At 57.7% G+C, this 25,706-nt stretch carries 26 protein-coding genes and 1 riboswitch; of the genes, 17 read left to right on the top strand and 9 right to left on the bottom strand.

The features are described from left to right. Positions 1 to 23 precede the first annotated feature (23 nt). The gene (hldE, locus tag S7A_RS01405; protein WP_009087295.1) at positions 24 to 1,448 is read left to right on the top strand and encodes a bifunctional D-glycero-beta-D-manno-heptose-7-phosphate kinase/D-glycero-beta-D-manno-heptose 1-phosphate adenylyltransferase HldE; all 1,425 of its coding nucleotides are present in this window, start codon (positions 24 to 26) and stop codon (positions 1,446 to 1,448) included. A gap of 39 nt (positions 1,449 to 1,487) precedes the next feature. Here hldE and S7A_RS01400 read toward each other — a convergent pair whose 3' ends face one another. Then, positions 1,488 to 1,883, bottom strand: a complete 396-nt coding sequence (locus S7A_RS01400; protein ID WP_009087294.1) for an accessory factor UbiK family protein — start codon at positions 1,881 to 1,883, stop codon at positions 1,488 to 1,490. Between the two features lie 32 nt (positions 1,884 to 1,915). Here S7A_RS01400 and S7A_RS21720 point away from each other — a divergent pair, with 32 nt between their 5' ends. The 3 genes from S7A_RS21720 to ygiD all read left to right on the top strand — a co-directional run bounded on the left by S7A_RS21720 (position 1,916) and on the right by ygiD (position 3,920). Beyond that, complete coding sequence (locus S7A_RS21720) at positions 1,916 to 2,050, top strand: hypothetical protein (protein ID WP_255348906.1); 135 nt, start codon at positions 1,916 to 1,918, stop codon at positions 2,048 to 2,050. Positions 2,051 to 2,053: 3 nt separating this feature from the next. Next, a riboswitch (FMN riboswitch) is annotated at positions 2,054 to 2,211 on the top strand. 110 nt (positions 2,212 to 2,321) lie between these two features. Continuing rightward, on the top strand, positions 2,322 to 2,978 hold the full coding sequence (gene ribB, locus S7A_RS01395) for a 3,4-dihydroxy-2-butanone-4-phosphate synthase (RefSeq protein WP_009087293.1): 657 nt from the start codon (positions 2,322 to 2,324) through the stop codon (positions 2,976 to 2,978). Positions 2,979 to 3,134: 156 nt separating this feature from the next. Beyond that, the gene (gene ygiD, locus S7A_RS01390; RefSeq protein ID WP_009087292.1) at positions 3,135 to 3,920 is read left to right on the top strand and encodes a 4,5-DOPA dioxygenase extradiol; all 786 of its coding nucleotides are present in this window, start codon (positions 3,135 to 3,137) and stop codon (positions 3,918 to 3,920) included. Between the two features lie 53 nt (positions 3,921 to 3,973). Here ygiD and S7A_RS01385 read toward each other — a convergent pair whose 3' ends face one another. The 3 genes from S7A_RS01385 to tolC all read right to left on the bottom strand — a co-directional run bounded on the left by S7A_RS01385 (position 3,974) and on the right by tolC (position 7,426). Next, the gene (locus S7A_RS01385) at positions 3,974 to 5,134 is read right to left on the bottom strand and encodes a glutathionylspermidine synthase family protein (protein WP_009087291.1); all 1,161 of its coding nucleotides are present in this window, start codon (positions 5,132 to 5,134) and stop codon (positions 3,974 to 3,976) included. 6 nt (positions 5,135 to 5,140) lie between these two features. Continuing rightward, a complete protein-coding gene (locus tag S7A_RS01380) occupies positions 5,141 to 5,812 on the bottom strand; it encodes a DUF1190 family protein (RefSeq protein WP_009087289.1) in 672 nt (223 codons plus the stop codon). 144 nt (positions 5,813 to 5,956) lie between these two features. Then, entirely contained in the window at positions 5,957 to 7,426 is a 1,470-nt protein-coding gene (gene tolC / locus S7A_RS01375; protein ID WP_009087287.1) for an outer membrane channel protein TolC, read from the bottom strand. A gap of 211 nt (positions 7,427 to 7,637) precedes the next feature. On the opposite strand from tolC, the gene nudF reads away from it, so the two are divergent. From nudF to S7A_RS01345, 6 genes are all read left to right on the top strand, one after another. Then, positions 7,638 to 8,273, top strand: coding sequence for an ADP-ribose diphosphatase (gene nudF / locus S7A_RS01370; protein WP_009087285.1), 636 nt, complete (start codon positions 7,638 to 7,640; stop codon positions 8,271 to 8,273). Next, a complete protein-coding gene (locus tag S7A_RS01365) occupies positions 8,270 to 8,695 on the top strand; it encodes a DUF1249 family protein (protein WP_009087284.1) in 426 nt (141 codons plus the stop codon). Before nudF ends, S7A_RS01365 begins: the two co-directional genes overlap by 4 nt. Before the next feature lie 42 nt (positions 8,696 to 8,737). Further along, positions 8,738 to 9,565: a 3',5'-cyclic-AMP phosphodiesterase gene (gene cpdA, locus S7A_RS01360; protein WP_009087282.1), complete on the top strand. Its 828-nt coding sequence runs from the start codon at positions 8,738 to 8,740 to the stop codon at positions 9,563 to 9,565. Positions 9,566 to 9,568: 3 nt separating this feature from the next. Next, positions 9,569 to 10,150, top strand: a complete 582-nt coding sequence (gene yqiA, locus S7A_RS01355; protein WP_009087280.1) for an esterase YqiA — start codon at positions 9,569 to 9,571, stop codon at positions 10,148 to 10,150. A gap of 48 nt (positions 10,151 to 10,198) precedes the next feature. Then, complete coding sequence (gene parE, locus S7A_RS01350) at positions 10,199 to 12,094, top strand: DNA topoisomerase IV subunit B (protein WP_009087278.1); 1,896 nt, start codon at positions 10,199 to 10,201, stop codon at positions 12,092 to 12,094. Between the two features lie 97 nt (positions 12,095 to 12,191). Beyond that, a complete protein-coding gene (locus S7A_RS01345; RefSeq protein ID WP_009087276.1) occupies positions 12,192 to 13,091 on the top strand; it encodes a LysR substrate-binding domain-containing protein in 900 nt (299 codons plus the stop codon). A gap of 293 nt (positions 13,092 to 13,384) precedes the next feature. On the opposite strand, the gene S7A_RS01340 is transcribed toward S7A_RS01345, so the two are convergent. Then, positions 13,385 to 13,693 (bottom strand): putative quinol monooxygenase, encoded by a 309-nt coding sequence (locus tag S7A_RS01340; RefSeq protein WP_009087274.1) that lies wholly within the window; start codon positions 13,691 to 13,693, stop codon positions 13,385 to 13,387. Positions 13,694 to 13,741: 48 nt separating this feature from the next. After that, a complete protein-coding gene (locus tag S7A_RS01335; RefSeq protein WP_009087272.1) occupies positions 13,742 to 14,323 on the bottom strand; it encodes an NAD(P)H-dependent oxidoreductase in 582 nt (193 codons plus the stop codon). Positions 14,324 to 14,480: 157 nt separating this feature from the next. Here S7A_RS01335 and S7A_RS01330 point away from each other — a divergent pair, with 157 nt between their 5' ends. The 4 genes from S7A_RS01330 to ftsP all read left to right on the top strand — a co-directional run bounded on the left by S7A_RS01330 (position 14,481) and on the right by ftsP (position 20,071). Further along, positions 14,481 to 15,245 (top strand): transporter substrate-binding domain-containing protein, encoded by a 765-nt coding sequence (locus S7A_RS01330; RefSeq protein WP_009087270.1) that lies wholly within the window; start codon positions 14,481 to 14,483, stop codon positions 15,243 to 15,245. 193 nt (positions 15,246 to 15,438) lie between these two features. Continuing rightward, on the top strand, positions 15,439 to 17,712 hold the full coding sequence (parC, locus tag S7A_RS01325) for a DNA topoisomerase IV subunit A (protein WP_009087268.1): 2,274 nt from the start codon (positions 15,439 to 15,441) through the stop codon (positions 17,710 to 17,712). A 45-nt stretch (positions 17,713 to 17,757) separates the two neighbouring features. Beyond that, complete coding sequence (locus S7A_RS01320) at positions 17,758 to 18,549, top strand: 1-acylglycerol-3-phosphate O-acyltransferase (RefSeq protein WP_009087263.1); 792 nt, start codon at positions 17,758 to 17,760, stop codon at positions 18,547 to 18,549. A 91-nt stretch (positions 18,550 to 18,640) separates the two neighbouring features. Continuing rightward, entirely contained in the window at positions 18,641 to 20,071 is a 1,431-nt protein-coding gene (ftsP, locus tag S7A_RS01315; protein WP_009087261.1) for a cell division protein FtsP, read from the top strand. Positions 20,072 to 20,151: 80 nt separating this feature from the next. Here the strand turns inward: ftsP and dkgA are convergent, their stop codons facing one another. Beyond that, positions 20,152 to 20,976 (bottom strand): 2,5-didehydrogluconate reductase DkgA, encoded by an 825-nt coding sequence (dkgA, locus tag S7A_RS01310; RefSeq protein ID WP_009087259.1) that lies wholly within the window; start codon positions 20,974 to 20,976, stop codon positions 20,152 to 20,154. A 203-nt stretch (positions 20,977 to 21,179) separates the two neighbouring features. Between dkgA and S7A_RS01305 the strand changes: the two genes are divergently transcribed. Then, positions 21,180 to 22,088, top strand: a complete 909-nt coding sequence (locus S7A_RS01305; RefSeq protein WP_009087257.1) for an AraC family transcriptional regulator — start codon at positions 21,180 to 21,182, stop codon at positions 22,086 to 22,088. Between the two features lie 32 nt (positions 22,089 to 22,120). Here the strand turns inward: S7A_RS01305 and S7A_RS01300 are convergent, their stop codons facing one another. After that, positions 22,121 to 22,783 (bottom strand): DedA family protein, encoded by a 663-nt coding sequence (locus S7A_RS01300; RefSeq protein WP_009087255.1) that lies wholly within the window; start codon positions 22,781 to 22,783, stop codon positions 22,121 to 22,123. A 171-nt stretch (positions 22,784 to 22,954) separates the two neighbouring features. Beyond that, on the bottom strand, positions 22,955 to 24,145 hold the full coding sequence (gene metC / locus S7A_RS01295; protein ID WP_009087253.1) for a cystathionine beta-lyase: 1,191 nt from the start codon (positions 24,143 to 24,145) through the stop codon (positions 22,955 to 22,957). A 261-nt stretch (positions 24,146 to 24,406) separates the two neighbouring features. On the opposite strand from metC, the gene exbB reads away from it, so the two are divergent. Beyond that, a complete protein-coding gene (exbB, locus tag S7A_RS01290) occupies positions 24,407 to 25,129 on the top strand; it encodes a tol-pal system-associated acyl-CoA thioesterase (RefSeq protein ID WP_009087251.1) in 723 nt (240 codons plus the stop codon). A 6-nt stretch (positions 25,130 to 25,135) separates the two neighbouring features. Continuing rightward, positions 25,136 to 25,558, top strand: coding sequence for a TonB system transport protein ExbD (gene exbD, locus S7A_RS01285; protein WP_009087249.1), 423 nt, complete (start codon positions 25,136 to 25,138; stop codon positions 25,556 to 25,558). Positions 25,559 to 25,706: the final 148 nt, after the last annotated feature.

The raw sequence follows: 25,706 nt of genomic DNA, 5'->3' as shown, positions 1-25,706 counted from the left end.
TAATGCAGTCTGGAGTGTCTGGAATGAAAGTGACTCTGCCCGCGTTCGGTCAAGCCTCAGTGCTGGTCGTCGGCGATGTAATGTTGGACCGCTACTGGTATGGCCCAACCAGCCGTATCTCCCCTGAGGCACCGGTGCCGGTGGTGAAAGTGGACACGGTTGAAGAGCGTCCTGGCGGCGCAGCAAACGTGGCGATGAACATTGCAGCACTCGGTGCCGCGTCACGCCTGATTGGCCTGACCGGCGAAGATGATGCGGCGCGCGTGTTAAGCAGCACGCTGAAAGATGTCAACGTACACTGTGACTTCGTGGCGGTTAAAAGCCATCCAACCATCACCAAACTGCGCGTGCTTTCCCGCAATCAGCAGCTGATCCGCCTCGACTTTGAAGAGGGCTTTGATCAGGTCGATCCGGAACCGATTCATCAGAAGATGCGCGAATCCCTGGTGGCTGCCGGTGCGCTGGTGCTATCCGATTACGCCAAAGGCGCGCTGGAAAGCGTGCAGACCATGATTACTCTGGCGCGTGACGCCGGTGTGCCGGTTCTCATCGACCCGAAAGGCACCGATTTTGCCCGCTACCGTGGCGCGACGCTGCTGACGCCAAACCTTTCAGAATTTGAAGCCGTGGTCGGCAAATGCAAAAGCGAAGAGGAGATTGTCTCGCGCGGCATGCAGCTGATTGCCGATTTCGATCTCTCTGCGCTGCTGGTGACCCGCTCCGAGAATGGCATGACGCTGCTGCAGCCAGGCAAAGCGCCGCTGCATCTGCCGACTCAGGCGCAGGAGGTCTATGACGTGACCGGTGCCGGCGATACGGTCATTGGCGTACTGGCGGCGGCGCTGGCGGCAGGCGATTCACTGGAAGAAGCCTGTTTCCTCGCCAATGCAGCAGCTGGTGTCGTGGTCGGCAAACTGGGAACCTCGACGGTCAGTACCGTTGAGCTGGAAAACGCCATTCATGCCCGACCGGAGCAGGGGTTCGGCATCATGACGGAAGCGCAGTTAAAAGCCGCCGTTGAGATGGCGCGCCGCCGCGGTGAAAAAGTGGTGATGACCAACGGGGTGTTCGACATTCTGCATGCCGGCCATGTCTCTTACCTGGCGAACGCCCGCAAACTCGGCGATCGGCTGATTGTCGCGGTTAACAGCGATGCGTCAACCAAACGTCTGAAAGGGGAGAGCCGTCCGGTCAATCCGCAGGAAAACCGCATGATTGTTCTCGGTGCGCTGGAAGCGGTCGACTGGGTGGTGCTGTTTGAAGAGGATACCCCGCAGCGGCTGATCGCCAGCATTCTGCCTGACCTGCTGGTCAAAGGCGGCGATTATAAGCCGGAAGATATCGCGGGCAGCAAAGAGGTGTGGGCAAATGGCGGCGACGTACAGGTGCTGAACTTCGAAGACGGTATCTCAACCACCAACATCATCAAAACCATCCGCAGCAGCTGACAGCGGCGTTAAGCGGGAGCCGTGCTCCCGCTTAACGGCTTATTCTGGCTTGTTATCCGCAGCAGGTTTAACCACATCGGCAGCCGGTGTTGATACCGGTGCTGCTGCAGGGGAAGTTGCTACGGATGACGGCGGGGTAACCGGCGCAGCAGGGGCAACCGGTGCGGTCGCGGTCGGCGGCGTACCTGCTGATGAACCCTGACTTTCCAGCTGGGCCAGACGCTGCTCCAGTGCCGCCATTTTCTCACGCGTACGCAGTAACACCTGCGTCTGCACATCAAACTCTTCACGGTTAACCAGATCCATCCGGGTCAGCTGCGCCTGGAGAACCTGACGAATTTTCTTTTCGACATCATCGCCAAACTCGCGAACGCCTTTAGGCATCGCGTCGTGAACCTGGCGGGCAAGTTGTTCAATTTTTTTCGTGTCGATCATGATGATTTCCTGGTTACGGGAGCTGTGTCAGCGTGTTTACCAACGTAATAAGTGTTAAGTGTAATGCCAGAAATGAAAAGGATAAACCTCAAATCGGTAACGCAGAAAATGCAAAAGCAATTGCGCTATTGATGATTGCCGCTACAAACGATCAGCGTTATAGTTGATTTGCTTATTCTCAGGGCGGGGCGCAATTCCCCACCGGCGGTAAATCAGCCTCGGCTGAAAGCCCGCGAGCGCTTTATTCCACTGAAAAGCGGGGTAAAGGACAGCAGATCCGGTGCAATTCCGGGGCCGACGGTTACAGTCCGGATGGGAGAGGGTAACGACACCTGTCGGACAATTGTGTCTGCATCACGTTATTGCCACGTCTTTTTGACGTCACTCCTAAGCATGCCCTGATTCTGGTAACCCATACATTTTAAGGTTTTTATTACCATGAATCAGACGCTACTTTCTGAATTTGGCACGCCTCAACAGCGTGTAGAACGTGCTATCGCCGCCCTGCGTGAGGGACGCGGTGTGATGGTGCTCGACGATGAAAATCGTGAAAACGAAGGCGATATGATCTTCGCCGCAGAAACCATGACCGTTGAACAGATGGCTCTGACGATTCGTCACGGCAGCGGCATCGTGTGCCTCTGCCTGACCGAAGAACGTCGTCAGCAGCTCGACCTGCCAATGATGGTGGAGAACAACACCAGCTCGTTTGGCACCGGCTTCACGGTGACCATCGAGGCTGCAGAGGGCGTTACCACCGGCGTTTCTGCTCAGGACCGTATTACCACGATCCGTGCGGCGATTGCTGATGACGCTAAACCCACCGATCTGCATCGCCCTGGCCATGTCTTCCCGCTGCGTGCGCGTGAAGGTGGCGTCTTAAGCCGTGGCGGTCATACCGAAGCGACCATCGATTTAGTGACGCTGGCCGGCTTTAAGCCCGCAGGCGTACTGTGTGAACTGACCAACGACGACGGCACTATGGCGCATGCGCCTGAGGCGATTGCGTTCGCGCGTCAGCACAACATGCCGGTGGTGACCATTGAAGATCTGATTGCCTGGCGTCGTGAACACGAGACGCGTCACGCCAGCTAATCACCGACAGTCAAAAACAGGTCACGCAGCGTGACCTGTTTTCCTTTCTGAGTTATTCAAATTTTCTGATCATCATCATCACGCTTATCAGCGTGCTAACGTCGGGAATGCGCGTATCGTAGTGGCTATCACCTAACCGATCCCGGGGGATCACGAATGAGCCAGTTACGCATGCCGGCGCTGTTTTTGGGCCACGGCAACCCAATGAATGCCCTTGAAGAGAACCGTTATACGGCCGCCTGGCGCCATGCAGGTGAGACTCTGCCACGCCCGCGGGCGATTGTGGCGGTCTCTGCGCACTGGTATACGCGCGGGACGGCGGTAACGGCGATGGCCTCCCCCAGAACCATTCATGATTTTGGCGGCTTTCCGCAGGCGCTGTTTGACACCCGCTATCCCGCACCGGGCTCGCCTGAGCTGGCGCAGCAGCTGGTGGAGCAGCTGGCACCGGTGGCGGTAACGCTGGATCATGAATGGGGGTTCGATCACGGTTCCTGGGGCGTGCTGATTAAGATGTACCCGCAGGCCGATATTCCGGTGGTGCAGCTCAGCATCGACGGCACAAAACCTGCTGCATTTCACTTTGAGATGGGGCAGAAACTGGCCGCGCTGCGCGATCAGGGTGTGATGATCGTCGCCAGTGGTAACGTGGTGCATAACCTGCGTAAGGTGCGCTGGGGAGGCGGAGACGAGGTCTATCCCTGGGCCAGCCGCTTTGAGCAGTTTGTCCGCGATAACCTTGAGGTGCAGAGCGATGCCGCTTCCCATCCGCTGGTGAACTTTATGACGCATCCTGATGCGGCGCTGGCGAACCCGACGCCTGAGCACTATCTGCCGCTGCTCTATGTGCTGGGTGCGCGTCAGCCAGATGACGCCATCACCCTTCCGGTTGAGGGTATGGAGATGGGTGCCATCAGCATGTTGTCGGTTCAGGCAGGTTAGGTCGACGCTGAGAGGAAACAGGCCAGAGGCTGGCCTGTTCTTGTCGCGCTGCGTTAACCGACAAACGCGTGCGGATAGAAACGCGAAAGATCCTGAGTGATCAGCTCGCGATCTTCACGCAGGCCGATACCGGCGGGTTGATCGTCAATCAGCCAGCTGCCGATCAGCGTGTAGCTGTCACCAAACTTAGGCAGCGGATGAAACTGCTGGACGATCATTCCCTCTTCACCGTAAGGCCCGTCGACGCGGGCGATCTCCTGACCCTTCTCGATGATGCGGATGTTCGCGCCCTCGCGGGAAAACAGCGGCTTAACCACATACTTTTCTATCGGCGGGACATCATCTTCCGCAAACCAGGCGGGCAGCAGATTAGGGTGATTCGGGAACATCTCCCAGAGCATCGGCAGCAGGGCTTTGTTCGACAGAATGCTCTTCCAGGCCGGTTCGAGCCAGCGCACGCCAGCATCAGCCAGCTTGGTGGAGAACATCTCACGCAGCATGAATTCCCACGGATAGAGCTTAAACAGGTTGCTGATCACCTGATCCTGGGCATCGGTAAACTCGCCTTTTTCTCCCAGGCCAATTTCATCAATGTAGAGAAATTCAACCGGCAGACCCGCTTCGGTCGCGCAGTCCTGAAGATACTGCACCGTGCCGCGATCTTCTTCGGTGTCACGGCAGCAGGCGAAATGCAGCAGGTTAAACCCATGCTGCTGATGCAGGGTGGCAAAGCGCTCGATCAGTTTTTCCTGCAGGCTGTTGAACTGATCGCTGCTAGCCGGGAGCTGTCCGGCATTTAGCTGGTCTTCCAGCCAGAGCCACTGGAAAAAGGCCGCTTCATACAGCGAGGTCGGCGTATCGGCATTGTTCTCCAGCAGCTTGATGTCGCCTTTGCCATCCCAGGCGAGATCGAGGCGCGAATAGAGCGAGGGCTGACGCTGACGCCACGAATCCCGCACAAAATCCCAGGTGTGCCGGGGAATGCGGAAGCGGGTCAGCAGGGCTTCACTGTTGACCACTTTTTCCACCACCTGCAGACACATCTGGTGCAGCTCAGCCGTCACCTCTTCCAGATGATCGATTTGCGCCAGCGTGAACTGGTAGTACGCCTCTTCGCACCAGTAGGGCTCGCCATGCATGGTGTGAAAACGAAAACCGAACTCGGTGGCTTTTTCGCGCCAGCCCGGACGCTCTGAAATGGCAATGCGTTCCATCGGGGATTAGCCTCCCATTGAGCGGCTGGAGGTACCGCTGGCGCTGCTGCGCTGCATGCTGTTCTGCTTCGCCACGGTTTCACCGAAGCCACCACGGGTAATGGTGGAGGTCGTGGCCGGTTTAGGGGCCAGCGCCGTTTTCGGCACGTTCATGGTTTTGCCGGAGGTCGCGGCACCATAATTACGGCCGGAAGCATCCACAAACTGGCCATTTGCCGGACTGCGCGGGTTTTTCGACGAGAAGAGCGGCTGCTGTGCGAAGCCTGCGCCACCGCCCATCATGCGACCCATCATGTAACCGGCCATCAGCGGCATCCAGAAACTGCCGCCACTCTGCTGGGCTTCAGCATTGGTGGTGCCGGCGCCCGCCTGAGCCGGGGTCTGCTGACACTGGTTTTCACCAAATTCAGCGACACAATCTTCACGTGTGGCATATTTTGGCGCGGTGCGCTCCGCCTCTTTTTTGGCTTCATTGAAGGCGGTGGTACATTGCGCACTCTGACCCGGATTGGCTTTAGAACAGTCATCGGCGTTCTGATACATCGAAACCGTTTCATCGTTCTGCTCGCAGCCTGCCAGCATAAATACCGCTGAAACCGCGATAGCAACAGGCGTTAAATGGCGCGCCTGCCAGCTCTTACGAAAAGCGGCATAGCGAATAGATTTTGTGCGTTTCATTATGATTATCCTGTGCCCAAAGGTAGCGCATAGAATAGGGGATGGGGGGGTAAAATTGAAGCTGAAGGCCTGATGCCGCAGGGATCTTTACTTAGTTATACGTTCAACAGAGAGACGGGCCGCAAAGCAGCCCGTCAGTGCTGATTAGTTACCGAAAGGGTTACCGCTTTTCTGGCGGGCAGCGGCAGGACGCGCAGCCTCTGCTGAGCCCGTCGCGACCGGACCGTTGTCCACGCGCGCGGTCTGCTGCGCGTTTTCCGGTGCCACGGTTTCCGGAGAGGTCGGGATCTCTTTACCCAGCTGGCTGTTCAGTTTCTGCAGGTTCTGCTCGTTGAGCGTGCCCAGCGCATAGCTGATGTTCAGCTGGTTAATCAGGTAGCTGTAGCGCGCATCAGAAAGCTGCTGCTTGGCATTGTAGAGTACGGTGGTCGCATCCAGCACGTCGACGATAGTACGTGTACCCACCTGATAACCGGCTTCTGACGCATCCAGTGAACTCTGCGCAGAGACAACAGCCTGTTTATAGGCGTTGATGCTGCTGATCGAGGCGTTCACGTTGTTGAACGATGAGCGCACGGTCTGCACCGCAGTGCGGTGAGCGCTTTCCAGCTGTTCGCTGGCGCTGACGAAACCGTACTGCGCCTGTTTCACCTGAGAGGTCACGCCGCCGCCGCTGTAAAGCGGCAGGGAGAAGCTCAGACCCACCTGGTTTGAACCGGTGATGGAGTCGGTAGAGCCTGCGCTCTGGTTAGCACGGCTGCCGCCATATTTGCTGTTCGACATGCCGGTAGAGGCGGTCAGATCCAGCGTCGGCATATGACCGGTTTCCGCGGAGCGGATCTGCTCACGGGCCAGATCCTGGTTCAGACGTGCAGAGAGCAGCGACAGGTTACGACTCTCGGCCTGCTTGAGCAGCGCGCTGACCGCTTCCGGCTTATCGGTTCTGAAACGGTCGATGTTCAGCGACGCCAGCGACAGGTAGTCCATGCCGGTGATCTGACGCAGCGTCTCTACGTTGTTATCCAGATTGTTTCGCGCGGTCACTTCGTTAGCCAGCACGCTGTCATACTGCGCGCGGGCGTTCTGAACGTCAGTGATGGCCACCAGGCCGACGTTAAAGCGCTGAGTCGTCTGGTCCAGCTCACGATAGATGGACTGTTTCTGCGCTTCGGTGTAAGAAAGCGTATCAATCGCTTTCAGCACGTTGAAGTAGGCGGTGGCGGTGTTCAGAATCAGATCCTGCTGTGCAACCTGATAGGTCACATCCTGAATACCGGCCGCTTTTTCCTGCAGGGTCAGCGCGCGCCATTTCGACATATCGAAAATGGTCTGGGTTAATTGCAGCGAGCCACTGGTCGTGTTGGAATGGAGTCCGCTGTTATCGCGATAACCGCTGTTGTAGGTGTAATCTGCACCCAGGCCGAGCTGTGGTAATAATGGGCTACGCGCTTCGTTAATTTTCTCAAAAGCAGAATCGCGATCGGCTGCGGCGCTGCGCAGATCCGGGTTGCTCAGACGTGCCTGCTGGTAAACCTGCAGCAGATCTTCGGCCTGGCCGGTAAAGCTGAAACCGCCCAGGCTCAGCCCAATAAAAAATGGGAGCAGTTTTTTCATTTGCATTCCTTTTGTTGCAGCAAATTGCAGTGCGTGCGCTGCCGGGTAAGCCAAAAATTATCGCCGATTCTAGCAGAGGGCAACTGTGAGATAAGTTGGCTGAACGTGCCTTCTCCCTCTAATTTACGTAAATAATTCAGAAAGAACACCCTACATGGAGCACGGTCAGAGGCTTTTTTCGCTCCACCCAATCTGCATAAGGAACCTGATGATGCCGGAAGAAAAAAAATCCCCCGTGACTTTCACAAAAAACGATGTAGAAATTATTACACGCGAAACCGTCTATGATGGTTTTTTTTCCGTTGTACGTTACCGCTTCCGCCACCGCCAGTTTAATGGCGAAATGAGCGGCGAAGTGCAGCGCGAAGTTTTTGAGCGCGGACATGCCGCCGTGCTGCTACCTTATGATCCCTTACGTGATGAAGTGGTGCTGATTGAACAGATCCGCATCCCGGCTTATGACAGCAGTGCCTCGCCCTGGCTGCTGGAGATGGTCGCCGGCATTATCGAGCCGGGGGAGTCTGTTGAGCAGGTCGTGCGTCGTGAAGCCGTGGAAGAAGCAGGATTAGAGGTCGGCCGGATTAAGCCTATGCTGAGCTATCTGGCCAGCCCTGGCGGCACCAGCGAACGACTGTCGGTGCTGATTGGGGAAGTGGATGCCAGCCTGGCAGAGGGATGCCATGGTCTGGAGGAAGAGAATGAGGATATTCTTGTCCATGTGGTGAGCCGCGAACAGGCTTATCGCTGGGTGGAAGAGGGGATTATCGATAATGCGGCGTCTGTCATCGCCCTGCAATGGCTGGCGTTGCACCATGAAAAACTACGTGAAGAGTGGATACAAAAATGAAACAGCGCTATACCCCTGATTTCCCCGAAATGATGCGGCTCTGCGAAACCAATTTCGCCCAGTTACGCCGCCTGCTGCCGCGCAGCGATGAGGCGGGTGCATCGGTGATCTATCAGGTGAGTGGCGCCCGTTATCAGCTGACCATCCAGGAGTCGACCCGCTACACCACGCTGGTGGAGATTCGCCAGGTCGCGCCTGCCGTGAGTTACTGGAGCCTGCCTTCGATGTCGGTACGGCTCTATCACGATGCGATGGTCGCTGAAGTGTGTTCAACTCAACAGATCTATCGCTTTAAAGCGCGCTATGATTATCCTAATAAAAAATTGCATCAGCGCGATGAAAAACATCAGATAAACCAGTTTCTCGCAGACTGGCTGCGCTACTGCCTGGCACATGGCGCAATGGCAGTTCCGGTCTGCTGATGCGTATAATGCAGTAAATGGCGTGGAGACGAAGGAAACGCTTTGGATAGCCTGCTAACTCTTCCTGTGGCGAACGGTTCCGAAATCAGGATTTTACAAATCACGGACACCCACCTGTTCGCTGGAAAACATGAGTCGCTACTTGGGGTGAATACCTGGTCGAGCTATGAAGCGGTCGTGGAGGCAATTACTGCGCAGCAGCGCGACTACGACCTGATCATTGCCACCGGCGATCTGGCTCAGGACCACTCAGTGGAGGCCTATCAGCATTTTGCTGAGGGTATCTCACGTTTGCCCCGCCCCTGCGTCTGGCTGCCGGGAAATCACGATTTCCAGCCCGCGATGGTCGATACGCTGGCAGCCGCCCACATCAATGCCCACAAGCAGGTGCTGCTGGGCGATCAGTGGCAGATCGTCCTGCTCGATAGCCAGGTGCCCGGTGTGCCGCACGGCATGCTGAGCGACTACCAGCTGGAGTGGCTCGATAACGCGCTGGCTCGCTTTCCACAACGACACACGCTGGTCCTGTTGCATCACCATCCGCTGGCCTCAGGCTGCACCTGGCTCGACCAGCACAGCCTGCGCAATTCCCATCAGCTTGACGCGGTGCTACAGCGCTATCCGCTGGCCCGGACGCTGGTATGTGGTCACATTCATCAGGAGCTGGATCTGCTGTGGCATGGCCGCCGGGTGCTGGCGACGCCATCGACCTGCGTGCAGTTCAAACCCCACTGCACCAGCTTTGCGATTGATACCGTCGCGCCAGGCTGGCGCTGGTTTACCCTGCATCCGGATGGCGGCGTAGAGACCGAGGTTAACCGGCTCGACACCGACGCTTTTCGTCCCGATTTAGACTCAGAAGGATACTGACGCGTGGCGGCACTGCTCTATCTGCACGGTTTTAACAGCTCGCCGCAGTCGGCGAAGGCGACGCAGTTCCGGCAATGGTTAGAGACGCATCATCCGTCGATTAAGATGATTGTGCCGCAACTGCCAACCTTTCCGGCGGACGCTGCCGCCCTGCTGGAAGAGCTGGTCCTGAGCCACAGCGGTGAAACCCTGGGGCTGGTCGGCTCGTCGCTGGGGGGCTATTACGCCACCTGGCTGTCACAATGCTTTATGCTGCCGGCGGTTGTCGTCAACCCTGCGGTACGCCCCTTTGAGCTGCTGGCCGATTTCCTCGGCGACAATCAGAATCCCTACACCGGCCAGCAATATGTGTTAGAGTCACGCCACATTTACGATCTGAAAGTGATGCAGATCGAACCGCTGGAAGCGCCCGATTTACTCTGGCTGCTGCAACAAACCGGCGATGAAGTTCTCGATTACCGTCAGGCGCTCGACTACTACAGCGCGTGTCGCCACACGGTAGAAGAGGGCGGAAATCATGCATTTACTGGATTCGAGCGCCATTTCCCGCAGATTCTGGACTTTCTTGGTCTGAATCACACCTGAGTAACGCGGAAATCGCACCCCATTTCACCCATCTGACAGACATTTACGATGAGTCAATCAAATTATAACGCGGATGCCATTGAGGTCCTGACTGGCCTTGAGCCTGTTCGCCGTCGCCCGGGGATGTACACCGATACGACGCGGCCCAACCATTTGGGTCAGGAAGTGATTGATAACAGCGTCGATGAGGCGCTGGGCGGCCACGCGAAGCGGGTTGAAGTGATTCTGCACGCCGATCAGTCGCTGGAAGTCATTGATGACGGGCGCGGCATGCCGGTGGATATTCACCCGGAAGAGGGCGTGCCAGCCGTCGAGCTGATCCTCTGCCGCCTGCATGCGGGCGGCAAGTTTTCCAACAAGAACTACCAGTTTTCGGGCGGCCTGCACGGCGTCGGGATCTCGGTCGTTAACGCCCTCTCTAAACGCGTCGAAGTCACGGTGCGCCGTAATGGCGAGATCTATGACATGGCGTTTGAGAATGGCGACAAAGTTCAGGATCTGACCGTAACCGGCACGGTGGCGAAACGCAACACCGGTACGCGCGTCCACTTCTGGCCCGATGAGAGCTTCTTCGACAGCCCGCGTTTCTCGGTTTCGCGCCTTTCACATCTGCTGAAAGCCAAAGCGGTGCTCTGTCCGGGCGTTGAGATAATCTTTAAAGACAAGCTCAACAACACCGAACAGCGCTGGTGCTATGAAGATGGCCTGACCGACTATCTGTGTGAAGCCGTGAACGGCCTGCCTACGCTGCCTGAAAAACCGTTTGTCGGCAGTTTTGCCGGTGATGTGGAGGCGGTGGACTGGGCACTGTTATGGCTGCCGGAAGGCGGTGAGCTGTTAACGGAGAGCTACGTCAACCTGATCCCGACCATGCAGGGCGGAACCCATGTTAACGGTCTGCGTCAGGGGCTGCTGGATGCGATGCGTGAGTTCTGCGAATACCGCAATATCCTGCCGCGTGGCGTGAAGCTCTCTGCGGAAGATATCTGGGATCGCTGTGCCTATGTGCTGTCGGTGAAGATGCAGGATCCACAGTTTGCCGGTCAGACCAAAGAGCGCCTGTCATCACGTCAGTGTGCCGCCTTTGTGTCGGGCGTGGTGAAGGATGCCTTCAGCCTGTGGCTGAACCAGAACATCCAGACGGCAGAACTGCTGGCTGAACTGGCGATCTCCAGCGCCCAGCGGCGTATGCGGGCCGCCAAAAAGGTGGTGCGTAAGAAACTCACCAGCGGGCCGGCGCTGCCGGGCAAGCTGGCGGACTGCACCGCCCAGGATCTGAATAAGACAGAACTGTTCCTGGTCGAAGGGGACTCGGCAGGCGGATCGGCCAAGCAGGCCCGCGATCGTGAATATCAGGCGATCATGCCGCTGAAAGGCAAGATCCTGAACACCTGGGAAGTCTCGTCCGATGAGGTGCTGGCGTCGCAGGAAGTGCATGACATCTCGGTGGCGATCGGTATCGATCCCGACAGCGAAGATCTTTCTCAGCTGCGTTACGGCAAGATCTGCATCCTGGCGGATGCGGACTCGGATGGGTTGCACATCGCCACGCTGCTCTGTGCGCTGTTCGTGAAGCATTTCCGTTCCCTGGTCAAAGGCGGGCACGTCTACGTCGCCATGCCGCCGCTTTACCGTATCGACCTCGGCAAAGAGGTTTACTACGCGCTGGACGAAGATGAGAAAGAGGGCGTGCTGGAGCAGCTGAAACGCAAAAAGGGTAAGCCTAACGTACAGCGCTTCAAAGGGCTGGGTGAGATGAACCCGCTGCAGCTGCGTGAAACCACGCTCGATCCCAATACCCGCCGTCTGGTGCAGCTGACCATCAGCGATGAGGATGCGGATCAGACCCTGCGCATGATGGATATGCTGCTGGCGAAAAAACGTTCCGAAGACCGGCGCAACTGGTTGCAGGAAAAAGGCGATATGGCCGACATCGAAGTGTAAAAGCAGGACGCGAAAGCGTCCTGTTCTTTTATGCCCGACGCATCACCCGTGAACGGTGGCCGGAAAGCCAGTCCACTCAGCAGAGACAGTAACCCTTGTGAAAATTACCCTGGAAGAGCTACGCGCCTGGGTGGCGGTGGTGGACAGCGGCTCGATTACGGCGGCGGCCTCTCAGCTGGCGCAGACCAGTTCCGGTATCAGTCGGGCACTGTCGCGGCTGGAGAGTAAACTGCAGACCACGCTGCTGCATCGCACCACCCGACGGCTGGCACTGACCGAAGAGGGGCAGGTCTTTCTGGAGCATGCGCGCCAGATTCTGGCCTCGGTTGAACAGGCTGAAGAGCAGATTGCCCTGCGGCGTGAAATGCCGTCAGGACGGCTGCGGGTCAACGCAGCGACGCCCTTTATGCTGCATGTGATCGTGCCGCTGGTGGAGGATTTCCGCGCCCGCTATCCGCTGATACAGCTCGAGCTGAACACCGACGATATTCTGATCGATCTGCTGGAGCAGCAGACCGACGTGGCCATTCGCATTGGTGAACTGCGCGACTCCACGCTGCGTGCCCGAATGCTGGGCAGCAGCGCGATCCGGCTGATGGCAAGTCCGGCTTATCTGGCGAAGGCGGGCACACCGCAGAGCGTTGCCGATCTGGCGCAGCATCAGACCATTGGCTTCAGTCATCCTGAGATCCATAACCTCTGGCCGGTCTGGCAGGCGGAAGGGGAGTTTATGCGGGTTAAGCCGACGATCGCGGCTTCCAGCGGAGAGACCATCCGGCAGCTGGCGCTGGCAGGACAGGGGATTGCGCGCCTTTCCGACTTTGTCAGTCGGGAAGATTGCGCCGCCGGGCGACTGGTGCCGGTGCTGGCAGCGGAAACCCGCGAGCTGCGGCTGCCGGTACATGCGGTCTACTACCGAAACACCACGCTCTCTTCGCGCATTGGCTGCTTCCTGGATTTTCTCCGCAGCGAGATCGATCGTCGACAGCTGCTCTGAGCCGTCTGTCAGAAATAAAAAACCCCTGTCGCGGGACAGGGGTTCAGATGAGAAATCTGGCCGGATTTGCTGTGATACCGTGCCTGCACAGGGAACAGGGTCAGATCGGAAAGACGCAAAAACCGCCATCCCTGGCACGCTCGGCCCGCGCCATCCCTGGCGCGGGACGCTTTCCTCTTCTGACCCTGTTCCCTGCGTGTTGCGCTAATCTGTTGCTGCCAGAGGCTCTCTGGTTTACGTTTTCTGCGGTCTTTACAACATCTGACGACCCGGAGCAGAAAGATCGGCAACAATCAGGCGCTGGGTTCCAGCACCAGAATCTTCACATCCACCACGTCATCTTTGATCAGCGCGCGATGGGCATCCATGTGCGGCATCTGCTGATGCTGCTCCAGATGGCGCAGCGTTTCCCACTGTTCCAGCATAAAAATAGAGTCGGGGGAGTTCTGCTTCCACGGCACCTGAGCCTGATGATCCAGCAGCGCGTCATACTGATGGCAGCCATCTTCTGCCAGCACCTGCGGGATCAGCTTGTTCACGGCATCAAGCACGGCCTGACGGCGTCCGGGTTTGACACAAATTTCTGCTACGACAGTTAACATTCGCGAATTCCTCTTTCGTGGGAAAAGTGTAAGTCTCCACCCTCTATCTTAGGCAAAAACCTGGCTAAGATGGTTCCGATAAGCGGCGATGTCGCGTGGCACGTCCGGGGCTTTAATCACGTCGTTGCAGATAAAGGTCGGCAGCGCTTCCATTCCCAGGAACTGATTCGCTTTGTGGAAGTGCAGATAGAGACCATCCACGCCAACGCCTTCAAAGAACTGCTCCGGATCGGTAAAGGCCTGCAGCGGCGCGTTCCAGGTCAGTGACAGCATATATTTTTTGCCCTGCAGCAGGCCGCCGGAACCATACTTTTTCGCGGCATCGGAGCGGGTACGACCATCGCTGGCGTAGAGCGAGCCGTGGCCTTCGGTGAAGACTTCGTCGATGTAACGCTTCACGGTCCAGGGCTCACCCATCCACCAGCCCGGCATCTGATAAATCACCACATCGCTCTCAACGTACTTCTGTACTTCATCCGCTACCACGTAGTCGCTGTCCGCGACTGTGACAGAAACCTCATGTCCCATGTCACGCAGCTGACTGGCCGCCACATCGGTCAGGGTGTGGTTCAGTTCGCCTTTAGAGTGGGCAAAGGTTTTGCCGCCATCGATAATTAAAATTTTGCTCATCAACTGTTTACCTCATTGTCTGAATATGGGGCTCAGCTTACGCGCGCTGCGGCCGCAGAAAAATGGGACGTTGATCACAAGACTTTTGCTATGACAGCAATAATCGGCCCGTCTATGGCACGATGAGTGGGCAAACTCATCATGAAAAAAAACACCAATGAAAAAAATCGTCTTCGCTTTGCTGCTGGCCAGCGGTGCTGTCCAGGCTCAATCTCATCTCGACACTATCCTCAGTTCTAAAGTCCTGAAGGTCTGTACCACCGGCGACTACAAGCCTTACAGCTTCCTGCGTCCCGATGGTCAGTATGAGGGCCTGGATATCACGATGGCTGACGCGCTGGCGACCTCGCTGAACGCTAAGGTGCAGTGGGTGCCGACCACCTGGAAAACCCTGATGCCCGACTTTCTGGCGAAGCAGTGTGATATCGCCGTCGGGGGCATTTCGGTCACCCTGAAACGCCAGCAGACCGCCTGGTTCGCCCAGCCGCTGGATGTTGATGGCAAAATCCCGCTGGTGCGCTGCGCCGATAAAACGCGCTTTCAGACGATTGAGCAGCTCAACCGTCCCGATGTGCGCCTGATTGAACCGGCAGGCGGCACCAACGAAGCCTTTGTTCACAGTCATCTGCCCAACGCATCACTGACGCTGTTCCACGATAACGTCACCATCTTTCAGCAGCTGGTGGACAACAAGGCGGATGTCATGATCACTGACGCCTCCGAAGCGCGCTATCAGCAGCAGCACTATCCGACGCTCTGTGCCCTGAATGCTGACAAGCCGCTGCAGTATGGTGAGAAGGCGTACATGATTCCGCGTGACGACATCAGCTGGAAGCTCTATGTCGATCAGTGGCTGCATCTCAGCACCGCGACCGGGGAATACCGTGATATTGCCCGCCGGTGGATGGGTGCCGCGCGCTGACCTGCTCCTGCCTGACGACGCGAGGCGTGCCGGTCGCTGACTGGCACGCCTCGGGCGACTGAAATCGCGCGGGTGCACGGCGCGCAGACCCGCGCTTCCCCTGTGACTAACACCAGCGAATAAGGTACTATCCTCGCCAAACCACCGCCGGGTGTCCCGCCGTTGTGGGCCACGATGTGAGGATGAGAAATTAATGAGTGAACTGACTCAGGATGGTGCAGAGCGTCTTGCCCTGCATACGTTTACCGAGAACGCGTACTTAAACTATTCGATGTACGTCATCATGGACCGCGCCCTGCCTTATATTGGCGACGGGTTAAAGCCGGTCCAGCGCCGTATTGTCTACGCCATGTCCGAACTGGGACTGAACGCCAGCGCAAAATTTAAAAAATCGGCGCGTACTGTCGGTGACGTGCTGGGTAAATACCATCCGCACGGCGACAGCGCCTGCTATGAAGCGATGGTGCTGATGGCGCAGCCTTTCTCCTACCGCTATCCGCTGGTTGATGGCCAGGGAAACTGGGGGGCGCCGGACGATCCCAAGTCGTTTGCCGCGATGCGTTACACCGAATCGCGCCTGTCAAAATATGCTGAAGTGCTGCTGAGCGAGCTGGGGCAGGGGACGGTCGATTATCAGCCGAACTTCGACGGTACGCTGCAGGAGCCGAAGATGCTGCCGGCGCGCCTGCCGAACATTCTGCTCAACGGCACCACCGGTATTGCAGTCGGTATGGCGACCGACATCCCGCCGCACAACCTGCGCGAAGTGGCGCAGGCGGCGATTGCCCTGATCGACTCGCCAAAAACCACGCTGGAACAGCTGCTCGATATTGTTCAGGGGCCTGATTATCCGACCGAGGCGGAGATCATCACGCCGCGTGACGAAATCCGCAAAATCTATCAGTCCGGGCGTGGCTCCATCCGCCAGCGCGCGGTCTGGAAAAAGGAAGAGGGCGAGGTGGTTATCACCGCGCTGCCACATCAGGTTTCAGGCGCGCGCGTGCTGGAGCAGATCGCCAGCCAGATGCGCAATAAAAAGCTGCCGATGGTCGAGGATCTGCGTGATGAGTCGGATCATGAGAACCCGACCCGGCTGGTGATCGTGCCGCGATCCAACCGCGTCGATCTCGATCAGGTCATGAACCATCTGTTCGCTACCACCGATCTGGAAAAAAGCTACCGCGTTAACCTCAACATGATCGGGCTGGATAACCGTCCGGCGGTGAAAAATCTGCATGAGATCCTGACCGAATGGCTGGTGTTCCGTCGCGAAACGGTAAAACGCCGTCTTAACTACCGACTGGATCGCGTGCTGCGTCGCCTGCATATCCTGGAAGGGCTGCTGGTGGCGTTCCTCAACATCGATGAGGTAATCGAAATCATCCGGACGGAGGATGAGCCGAAGCCGGTGCTGATGTCGCGTTTTGGCATCAGTGAAACTCAGGCCGAATCGATTCTCGAACTGAAGTTACGCCACCTGGCAAAACTGGAAGAGATGAAGATCCGTGGCGAGCAGGCGGATCTGGAAAAAGAGCGCGATCAGCTGCAGGCTACGCTGGCCTCTGAGCGCAAGATGAACACCCTGCTGAAGAAAGAGCTGCAGGCTGACAGCGCCAGCTACGGCGATGAGCGCCGTTCGCCGCTGCGTGAGCGTGAAGAAGCTAAAGCCCTGAGTGAAACCGAGCTGGTGCCGTCTGAGCCGGTCACCATTGTGCTGTCGCAGATGGGCTGGGTACGCAGTGCCAAAGGGCACGATATTGATCCGGCGGGCCTGAGCTACAAAGCGGGTGACAGCTATCTGGCTGCCGCACGCGGCAAGAGCAATCAGCCGGTGGCCTTTATCGACTCCACCGGCCGCAGCTACACCCTGGACCCGACGTCGCTGCCTTCTGCACGCGGACAGGGCGAGCCGCTGACCGGCAAGCTGACGCCACCGCCGGGCGCAGTGGTTGAACAGGTGCTGATGGAAGCTGATGACCAGCGTCTGCTGATGGCCTCGGATGCGGGTTACGGCTTTATCTGCACCTTCAGCGACCTGGTGTCGCGCAACCGCGCCGGTAAAGCGCTGCTGACGCTGCCGGACAACGCCCGCGTGATGACACCGATGGCTGTGCATCATGAAGATGACATGCTGCTGGCGATCACGCAGGCGGGACGGATGCTGATGTTCCCGGTTGGAGAGCTGCCGCAGATGTCGAAAGGCAAGGGCAACAAAATCATCTCCATTCCTTCCGCGGAAGCGGCCGGCGGTCAGGACAGACTGGCCTGGCTGATGATTCTGCCACCGGGCAGCGCGATTACGCTGCACGTCGGCAAGCGTAAAATGTTGTTGCGCAGTGAAGAGCTTCAGAAATTCCGCGCCGATCGCGGACGTCGCGGCACGCTGTTACCGCGCGGCCTGCAAAAAATTGATCGTGTTGAACTGGATGCGCCTGCGCGTCCGGCGAGCCCGGATAGCGAAGCGTAAACAACCCGGCTGACCCCGCGTCAGCCGTGGCTCAATGAGGGAACTATGCTACTGATTCTGCGTACCATTATTGTCATCATCTATTCGATTTTGATCTGTGTCTTTGGCTCTGTCTGGTGTCTTTTTTCACCGCGCGATCCGCGTCACGTCGCCACCTTTGGCCATCTGTTTGGCCGCTTATCGACGGTGTTTGGCCTGAAAGTCGAACTGCGTAAACCGGAAGGGGCGGAGAACTACGGGAATGCGATCTACATCGCGAACCACCAGAACAACTATGACATGGTCACCGCCGCCAAAATTGTGCAGCCCTCGACGGTCACGGTCGGTAAAAAGAGCCTGTTGTGGGTGCCGTTTTTTGGCCCGCTCTACTGGCTGACCGGCAACCTGCTGATTGACCGTGATGACCGTGCTAAAGCGCGCGGCACCATCGGTGAGCTGGTGGATCAGTTCAACCGCAAGCGCATCTCCATCTGGATGTTCCCGGAAGGCACGCGCAGTCGGGGCCGTGGCCTGCTGCCGTTTAAAACCGGGGCATTCCACGCTGCTGTCGCGGCGGGCGTGCCAATCATTCCGATTGTGGTCTCCAACACCCATGACAAGATCAACCTTAACCGCCTGAAAAATGGCCTGGTCATCGTTGAGATGCTGCCACCGGTTGACGTAAAGGCGTTCGAATCGGTTTCGGTGCGTAAGCTGGCTACCCACTGTCGCGAACTGATGGCCGCGAAGCTGGAAGAGCTGAACGCCGAAGTGGCCGAGCGCGAAAAAAACGGAAAATCTGACCGGCGAGCCGTTCGCCGAACTATCCTGCATGGATGCCACACGGCGTGGCAGTGACTGCCCGCCGTCGTGAACGCAGCACAGCAAAAACAGAGCAATAAAAACAGGGTCGGCGCGTTAGCGCCACGCGTAAAGGGTCAGAAGTTTTATGTCTTTCAGCAGACGTCAGTTCATCCAGCTTTCTGCCGGAGTGGCGCTTAGCGCCGGTATCATCCCTCATGCGGCCCGTGCCGCGTCTTCTGCCAGTGGCGACACACCGCTTCCGGTTCCGCCGTTGCTGGAGTCCCGTCGCGGCCAGCCGCTGTTCCTGACGATGCAGCGCAGCCACTGGTCGTTTAATGGCGACAACAATAAAGTACCGGTCTGGGGCATCAATGGTCTCTACCTGGGTCCGACCGTCCGGGTTTACAGCGGCGATGACGTTAAGCTGATCTACAGCAACCGGCTGAATGAACCGGTCTCCATGACCGTCAGCGGCCTGCAGCTGCCAGGCGCCCTGATGGGCGGCGCGCCGCGCATGATGTCGGCCGGGGTTGACTGGGCACCGGTTCTGCCGATTCGTCAGGCCGCCTCGACCTGCTGGTATCACGCCAACACGCCAAACCGCATGGCTCCGCATATCTACAATGGACTGGCGGGCATGTGGCTGGTGGAGGATGACGTCAGCAAGCAATTGCCGTTGCCAAAGCACTACGGCGTGGATGACTTCCCGATTATTATTCAGGACAAGCGGCTCGATAACTTTGCTACGCCGGTCTACGACCCGCCGCAGGATGGCGGTTTTCTGGGCGATACGCTGCTGGTGAATGGCGTCCGCAATCCGTACGTCGAGGTGTCACGCGGCTGGGTGCGTCTGCGTCTGCTGAACGCCTCAAATGCGCGACGCTACGAGATGGTGCTCAGCGATAATCGTCCGTTTATGGTTATTGCCAGCGATCAGGGTTTTCTCTCTGCCCCGGTGGCGGTGCAGCGTCTCTCGCTGGCACCTGGTGAACGCCGGGAGGTGCTGATAGACATGTCGCAGGGCGATGAGGTGTCGATTACGGCGGGAACGGCGGCGGGCATCATGGATCGGCTGCGCGGCTTCTTCGAGCCCTCATCGATTCTGACCTCCACCCTGATTCTGACCCTGCGGCCCACTGGTTTACTGCCGCTGGTGACCGATAACCTGCCGATGCGGCTGCTGGCCGATCAGATTCTGGATGGGGCGTCGGTTCGCACCCGCGAATTCCGTATCGGCGACACGATGCCGGGCATCAACGGCGCGCTCTGGGATATGAACCGGATTGATACCACCGCGCAGCAGGGCACCTTTGAGCGCTGGATCCTGCACGCCGACCGGCCACAGGCGCTGCATATTCAGGGCGTCATGTTCCTGATTAAAAGTGTTAATGGCGCACAGCCGATGGGCGAAGATCGTGGCTGGAAAGATACGGTGTGGGTCGATGGCAGTGTGGAACTGATGGTCAGCTTCCCGCAGAGTTCGTCAGACCATTTCCCGTTCGTCTATTACAGCCAGACGCTGGAACTGGCCGATCGTGGCACGGCCGGTCAGCTGGTGGTACAGCCTTCTGCATAACGCACAGGGTCAGGCGGGGAGACCCCACCTGACCTACGCTTTCTGCTCTGCAGCCGCAGAGGGTCAGTGCGTTACCGGGCTTAGTTAAAGGTTTCCGGATCCGGCCCCAGACGATTGCCGCTGTCCAGCTTCGCAATATCACTCACTTCATGCTTATCCAGACGGAAGTCGAACACCTTAAAGTTCTCTTCGATACGGGCTGGGGTTACAGATTTCGGGATCACCACCAGGCCACTGTCCAGATGCCAGCGGATGACGATCTGGGCCGGGGTCTTGCCATACTTCTTCGCCAGCGACTTGATGATCTCCTGATCGAACACCCCTTTGCCGCCCTGCGCCAGCGGACTCCAGGATTCGGTCTGAATCTGGTGCATTGCGTTCCAGGCGTGAAGGGTGCGCTGCTGCAGCATCGGGTGCAGCTCAATCTGATTGACCACCGGGGTAACACCGGTTTCATCCATCAGTCGCTTCAGATGCGCTTCATGGAAGTTGCAGACGCCGATACTTTTGGTCAGTCCCTGCTGCTGCAGCTCAATCATCTTCTTCCAGGCATCCACATAGTGATCTTTTTCCGGGCAGGGCCAGTGCATCAGGTAGAGATCGACCTGCTCCAGCTGCAGTTTCTGCAGGCTGGTTTCCATCGCCTGCTGAACGTTCTGCTGATCGTCATTCCACAGTTTGGTGGTGACAAAAATCTCTTCACGCGGCACGTCGGTTTCCTGCAGTGCCTGACCAATCGCCTCTTCATTTTTGTAGGCCGCGGCGGTGTCGATTGAGCGATAGCCGACTTCCAGCGCTTTCAGCACCGCATGACGTGCATCTTCAATGCTGGCCTGCCACACGCCGAGTCCCAGTTGCGGCATCATATTGCCATCGCGCAGTTTAATAATGGGCTGGTCTGCCATAGTTGCTCCTTTCCGTTGCGGTTAACCCGTGAGATTTCACTGTGCTTAAGTCTAGCCAACAATTTTCAGCCTGCTCAGTGAAGCGCTCCGCCCGCGTTCTGAAGCCCTGCCTGATTCGGTAAAATTCTTGCCTGATTCTCCAGCCCGCTGGTGATTTGCACATCCGCGCGGCACACTGGATTTTTACCCGTAAAGGAGTCGCTATGGCGCACGATGCACTGTGTCACCGGCTGGCACAGCAGGTAGTTAACTTAATGACTCAGGGTCGCGACCGGCTCTGTCAGGTCGAAAATGTGTCGCTGATCTACGCAAATCAGTATCGTCCCCGGACGCCGATGATGTATCAGCCCGGCATTGTCATTTTGTTTCAGGGCAGCAAAACCGGCTACCTTGGCAGCACCGTCTTTCAGTATGACGCCAGCAAATATCTGATGCTCACCGTGCCGCTGCCGGCGGAGTGCGAAACCTGGGCGTCGCCGGAAACCCCGATTGCCGGGCTGTGTCTCAATGTGGACACCGCCAGCCTGCAGGATCTGCTGATCGAAATCGGCGATGACGACCAGTTTCAGCCGCAGCCGCTGACCTCCGGTATTCACTCGGCGTGGCTGACGGAGCCGATGCTCTGTGCCGCCGAACGCCTGCTTGATGTGATGACTCAGCCGCGCGAAGCGCGGGTGCTGGGACCGCACATTGTGCGGGAGATTATCTATTACGTGCTGACCGGCCCGATTGGCGGCGCGCTGCTCTCACTGGTGAGCCGGCAGACCCAGTTCAGCCAGATCGCGCGTGCGCTGCGCCGGATTGAGAATCACTATGCGGATAACCTCAGCGTCGATGCACTGGCGGCAGAAGTGAACATGAGCGTTTCCGCTTTTCACCATAACTTTAAAGCGGTCACCCAGACGTCGCCGTTGCAGTACCTCAAGCGCTATCGTCTGCATCAGGCGCGGCTGCTGATGTTGCACGATGGGCTGAAAGCGAGCGCGGCGGCGGTGCGGGTTGGCTATGAAAGCCCTTCACAGTTTTCGCGGGAGTTTAAGCGCTACTTTGGCGTAACGCCGGGGGAAGAGGTGAGTCGGGTCAGGCAGACGGTCGCGGATCCGTCCGCCTGAGAGGCGGCAGATCCCGGCACCGCGTGCTGCGATCAGGCCTGTTTCTGCCGACGCTTTTTCCAGATCACCAGAATGCTGCCAAACAGGCCGACCACCAGCAACACCATCGGCAGCACCATCAGGATCGCCATCACCTGATCTTCATGACGCTTGATAAACGGCACCTGGCTGATGCCATAGCCAAAGGCGACCACAATGCCGACCCACAGCACGCCGCTGAGCCAGTTAAAGAGCTGGAAGCGACTGTTCTGCAGGCCCGCAATTCCCGCCATGGTGGGCAGAATGGTGCGGATAAAGGCGAGAAAGCGGCCGACCAGCAGCGCCATCAGGCCGTGACGGTTAAACATATTCCAGGCACGCTGATGATACTGCGCGGGCAGATGCATCAGCCAGCTCTTCACCAGACGGGTATTGCCCAGCCAGCGCCCCTGCAGATAACTCAGCCAGCAGCCGAGGCTGGCGGCGGTCGTGAGGATCACCATTGTGGGGACAAAATCCATGACCCCCTTGGCCACCATCGCACCCGCCAGTAACAGCAGGCTGTCGCCCGGCAGGAAGGAGGCAGGTAACAGACCATTTTCCAGAAACAGCGTCAGAAACATCACGCCATACACCACCCATACCACATCCGGATTTGCCAGCGCGGCAAAATCCTGATGCCAGAGCGCCTGGACAATCTCGTGTAAAACACCCATTAGCGATTCCATCACGTCACAAGGAACTATTCGTCTGCATTCCGCGCGCGCAGTGACTGCACTGACGCGCTGAACGATACGGGATAAATGTTAACAACAAATCCATCATAGCCCGGCAAACTCACTGGTCAGCCGCGACCCGGTTTATCTTCTGTTTACTTTTTTCTTTGCTCAGCGCGTCAGACGCGCAAAACCGGCCTCCAGATCGGCGATCAGGTCATCCACATGCTCCAGACCGATGTGCAGCCTGACCAGCGTACCGGTAAAATCCACGCCGCCCGCCGGACGAATCGCGGCCAGTTCTTCAGGCTGATTGGCCAGGATCAGCGATTCATAGCCGCCCCAGGAGTAAGCCATGCTGAAATGATGGAAGTGATCGAGATATTCCGCCAGCTGCGGGGCGCTCAATTTTTCCTGCAGAATGAATGAGAAGAGGCCGCTGCTGCCGTTAAAGTCGCGCTGCCAGAACGTATGGCCTTTGCTCTGCGCCAGCGCAGGATGGTTGACGCGGGCCACCTCGGGCCGTGCTGCCAGCCACTCCGCGACCTGCAGGGCGCTCTCTTCATGCTGACGCAGACGGGTGCCCAGAGTGCGCAGGCCGCGGCTCGCCATATAGGCGGTATCGGCATCGACCATCTGGCCCATCAGATAGGAGTTTTCGCGCAGCTGATCGATGCAGCGCGCATTGGCGACCGCCGTGCCGATCATCGCATCGCTGTGTCCAATCAGATATTTGGTCCCAGCCTGAATCGAGATATCGACGCCGTGCGCCAGCGCATCAAACAGGATACCGGCTGCCCAGGTGTTATCGAGCATGATGATCGCCTCTGGCGCGATGGCGCGCACCGCCGCCACAATCGCCGGAATATCCTGCACTTCCATGGTAATTGAGGCGGGGGACTCCAGAAACACGACGCGGGTGTTGGGCTGGACCAGCGCACCGATTTCGCTGCCGATGCTGTGATCGAACCAGCTGGTCGAGACATTCATCTTCGCCAGAATTCTGGTGCAGAAATCCTGCGTCGGTTCATAGACCGCGCCGCTCATCAGGAGATGATCGCCCGCTTCGACGAAGGCCAGTATCGCATTCGCCACCGCTGCCGCACCGCAGGGGTAGAGCACGCAGCCCGCGCCGCCTTCCAGCTCCGTCATCGCATCCTGCAGCGCGAAGTGCGTCAGGGTGCCACGACGGCCATAAAAGAGTTCACCTTTTGCCCGTCCTGCGGTCGCGCGTTTTTTCTCCGCGACCGTATCAAAAACCAGCGAGGAAGCGCGCTGAATCACGCTGTTCACCGAACCCTGGGTATAACGCTTGCTGCGTCCTGCACTGACGAGCGTGGTATCAATTTTTCTGGTGGTCATGAGTCGCCCTTGCCGCTTCTGACTAAGCTCTCACGTTACCACGAAACGGCCAGCAGGGTTGAGACTCAATGGCGATTATCAGAACAGAGAGCAGGATAAAAAGCGGGTTGAAAGCCGCGCGGGTCACGGCAAAGCGGGCGGTCAGAGTTTGTAAATAGTAATGAGAACTACTATCAATTCGCCATTATTTTGCTATTATTCGCGCTTGTCCCGCATCCCTGTATATGAAGTTGGAGAAGCAGCGTGGTAGCCAGTGATTTGATGCAAACGGATCTCTCCGTTTGGGGCATGTATCAGCATGCCGATATCGTGGTAAAGGTGGTCATGATTGGCCTGTTGTTGGCCTCCGTAGTGACCTGGGCGATATTCTTTGGCAAATATGCCGAACTCAGTGCCGCGAAGCGCCGCCTGAAGCGCGAGCAGCTGGCGCTGGGCGAAGCGCGCAGTCTGAATGACGCCGCCCGCATTGCCCAGTCGTTTACCGATCACAGTCACAGCGTCGTACTGCTGAACGATGCGCAGAATGAACTGACGCTGTCGGCGGGTGTGGAAGATACCAACGGCATTAAAGATCGCACCAGCTTCCGCCTGGAGCGCCGCGTTGCTGCGTTCAGCCGCCACGCCGGACGCGGAAATGGCTTCCTCGCGACCATCGGTTCTGTCGCGCCCTTTATCGGTCTGTTCGGCACCGTCTGGGGCATCATGAACAGCTTTATCGGTATCGCCAAAACCCAGACCACCAATCTGGCGGTGGTGGCACCGGGTATCGCCGAAGCGCTGCTGGCGACCGCGATTGGCCTGGTCGCGGCGATCCCGGCGGTGGTGATCTACAACGTTTTTGCCCGCATGATCGCCAACTACAAAGCCTCGCTGGGTGATGTCGCTGCGCAGGTGATGCTGCTGCAGAGCCGTGACATCGACCTGGGCACCGTGGCCACTGAGGTTCCGCGTCCTGCAGCGGCTCAGAAACTGCGCTTAGGGTAAGTTCTTATGGCAATGCGATTAAACGACGATCTGCAAACCGATGGTGAAATGCACGAGATCAACGTGACGCCGTTTATCGACGTCATGCTGGTGCTGCTGATCATCTTTATGGTGGCCGCGCCACTGGCCACGGTCGACGTGCGCGTCAATCTGCCCGCCTCTACCAGCGCGCCGCAGCCGCGTCCGGAAAAACCGGTTTACCTGTCGATTAAAGCGGATAAGCAGCTTTACGTCGGTAATGACGCGGTGACGCCGGACTCACTGGTGAATGTGCTGACCAGCCAGACCCAGGGCAATAAAGAGACCACCATTTTCTTCCAGGCCGACAAGTCGGTCGATTATGAAACGCTGATGAGCGTGATGGATAAGCTGCGCACGGCGGGCTACCTGAAAATTGGTCTGATGGGTATGGAAACCGTGAAGAAATAGCGGGTTATCCGGCACGACAAAGAGGCGACTGAGGCAGTCGCCTTTTTTTATGGCCCTCTGCTGACCAGATGATATCTGGCCGATCCGCCGTGACACCGATCACTTATGCTGGCTGGTCTGTATTGTTAATTTGTTGTTACTTATGTAC

The sequence above is a fragment of the Pantoea sp. Sc1 genome (assembly GCF_000255315.1).
Lineage (GTDB): Bacteria > Pseudomonadota > Gammaproteobacteria > Enterobacterales > Enterobacteriaceae > Pantoea > Pantoea anthophila.
Note: the sequence above shows the minus strand (reverse complement) of the source record. Positions and strands in the feature narration are given on the sequence as shown.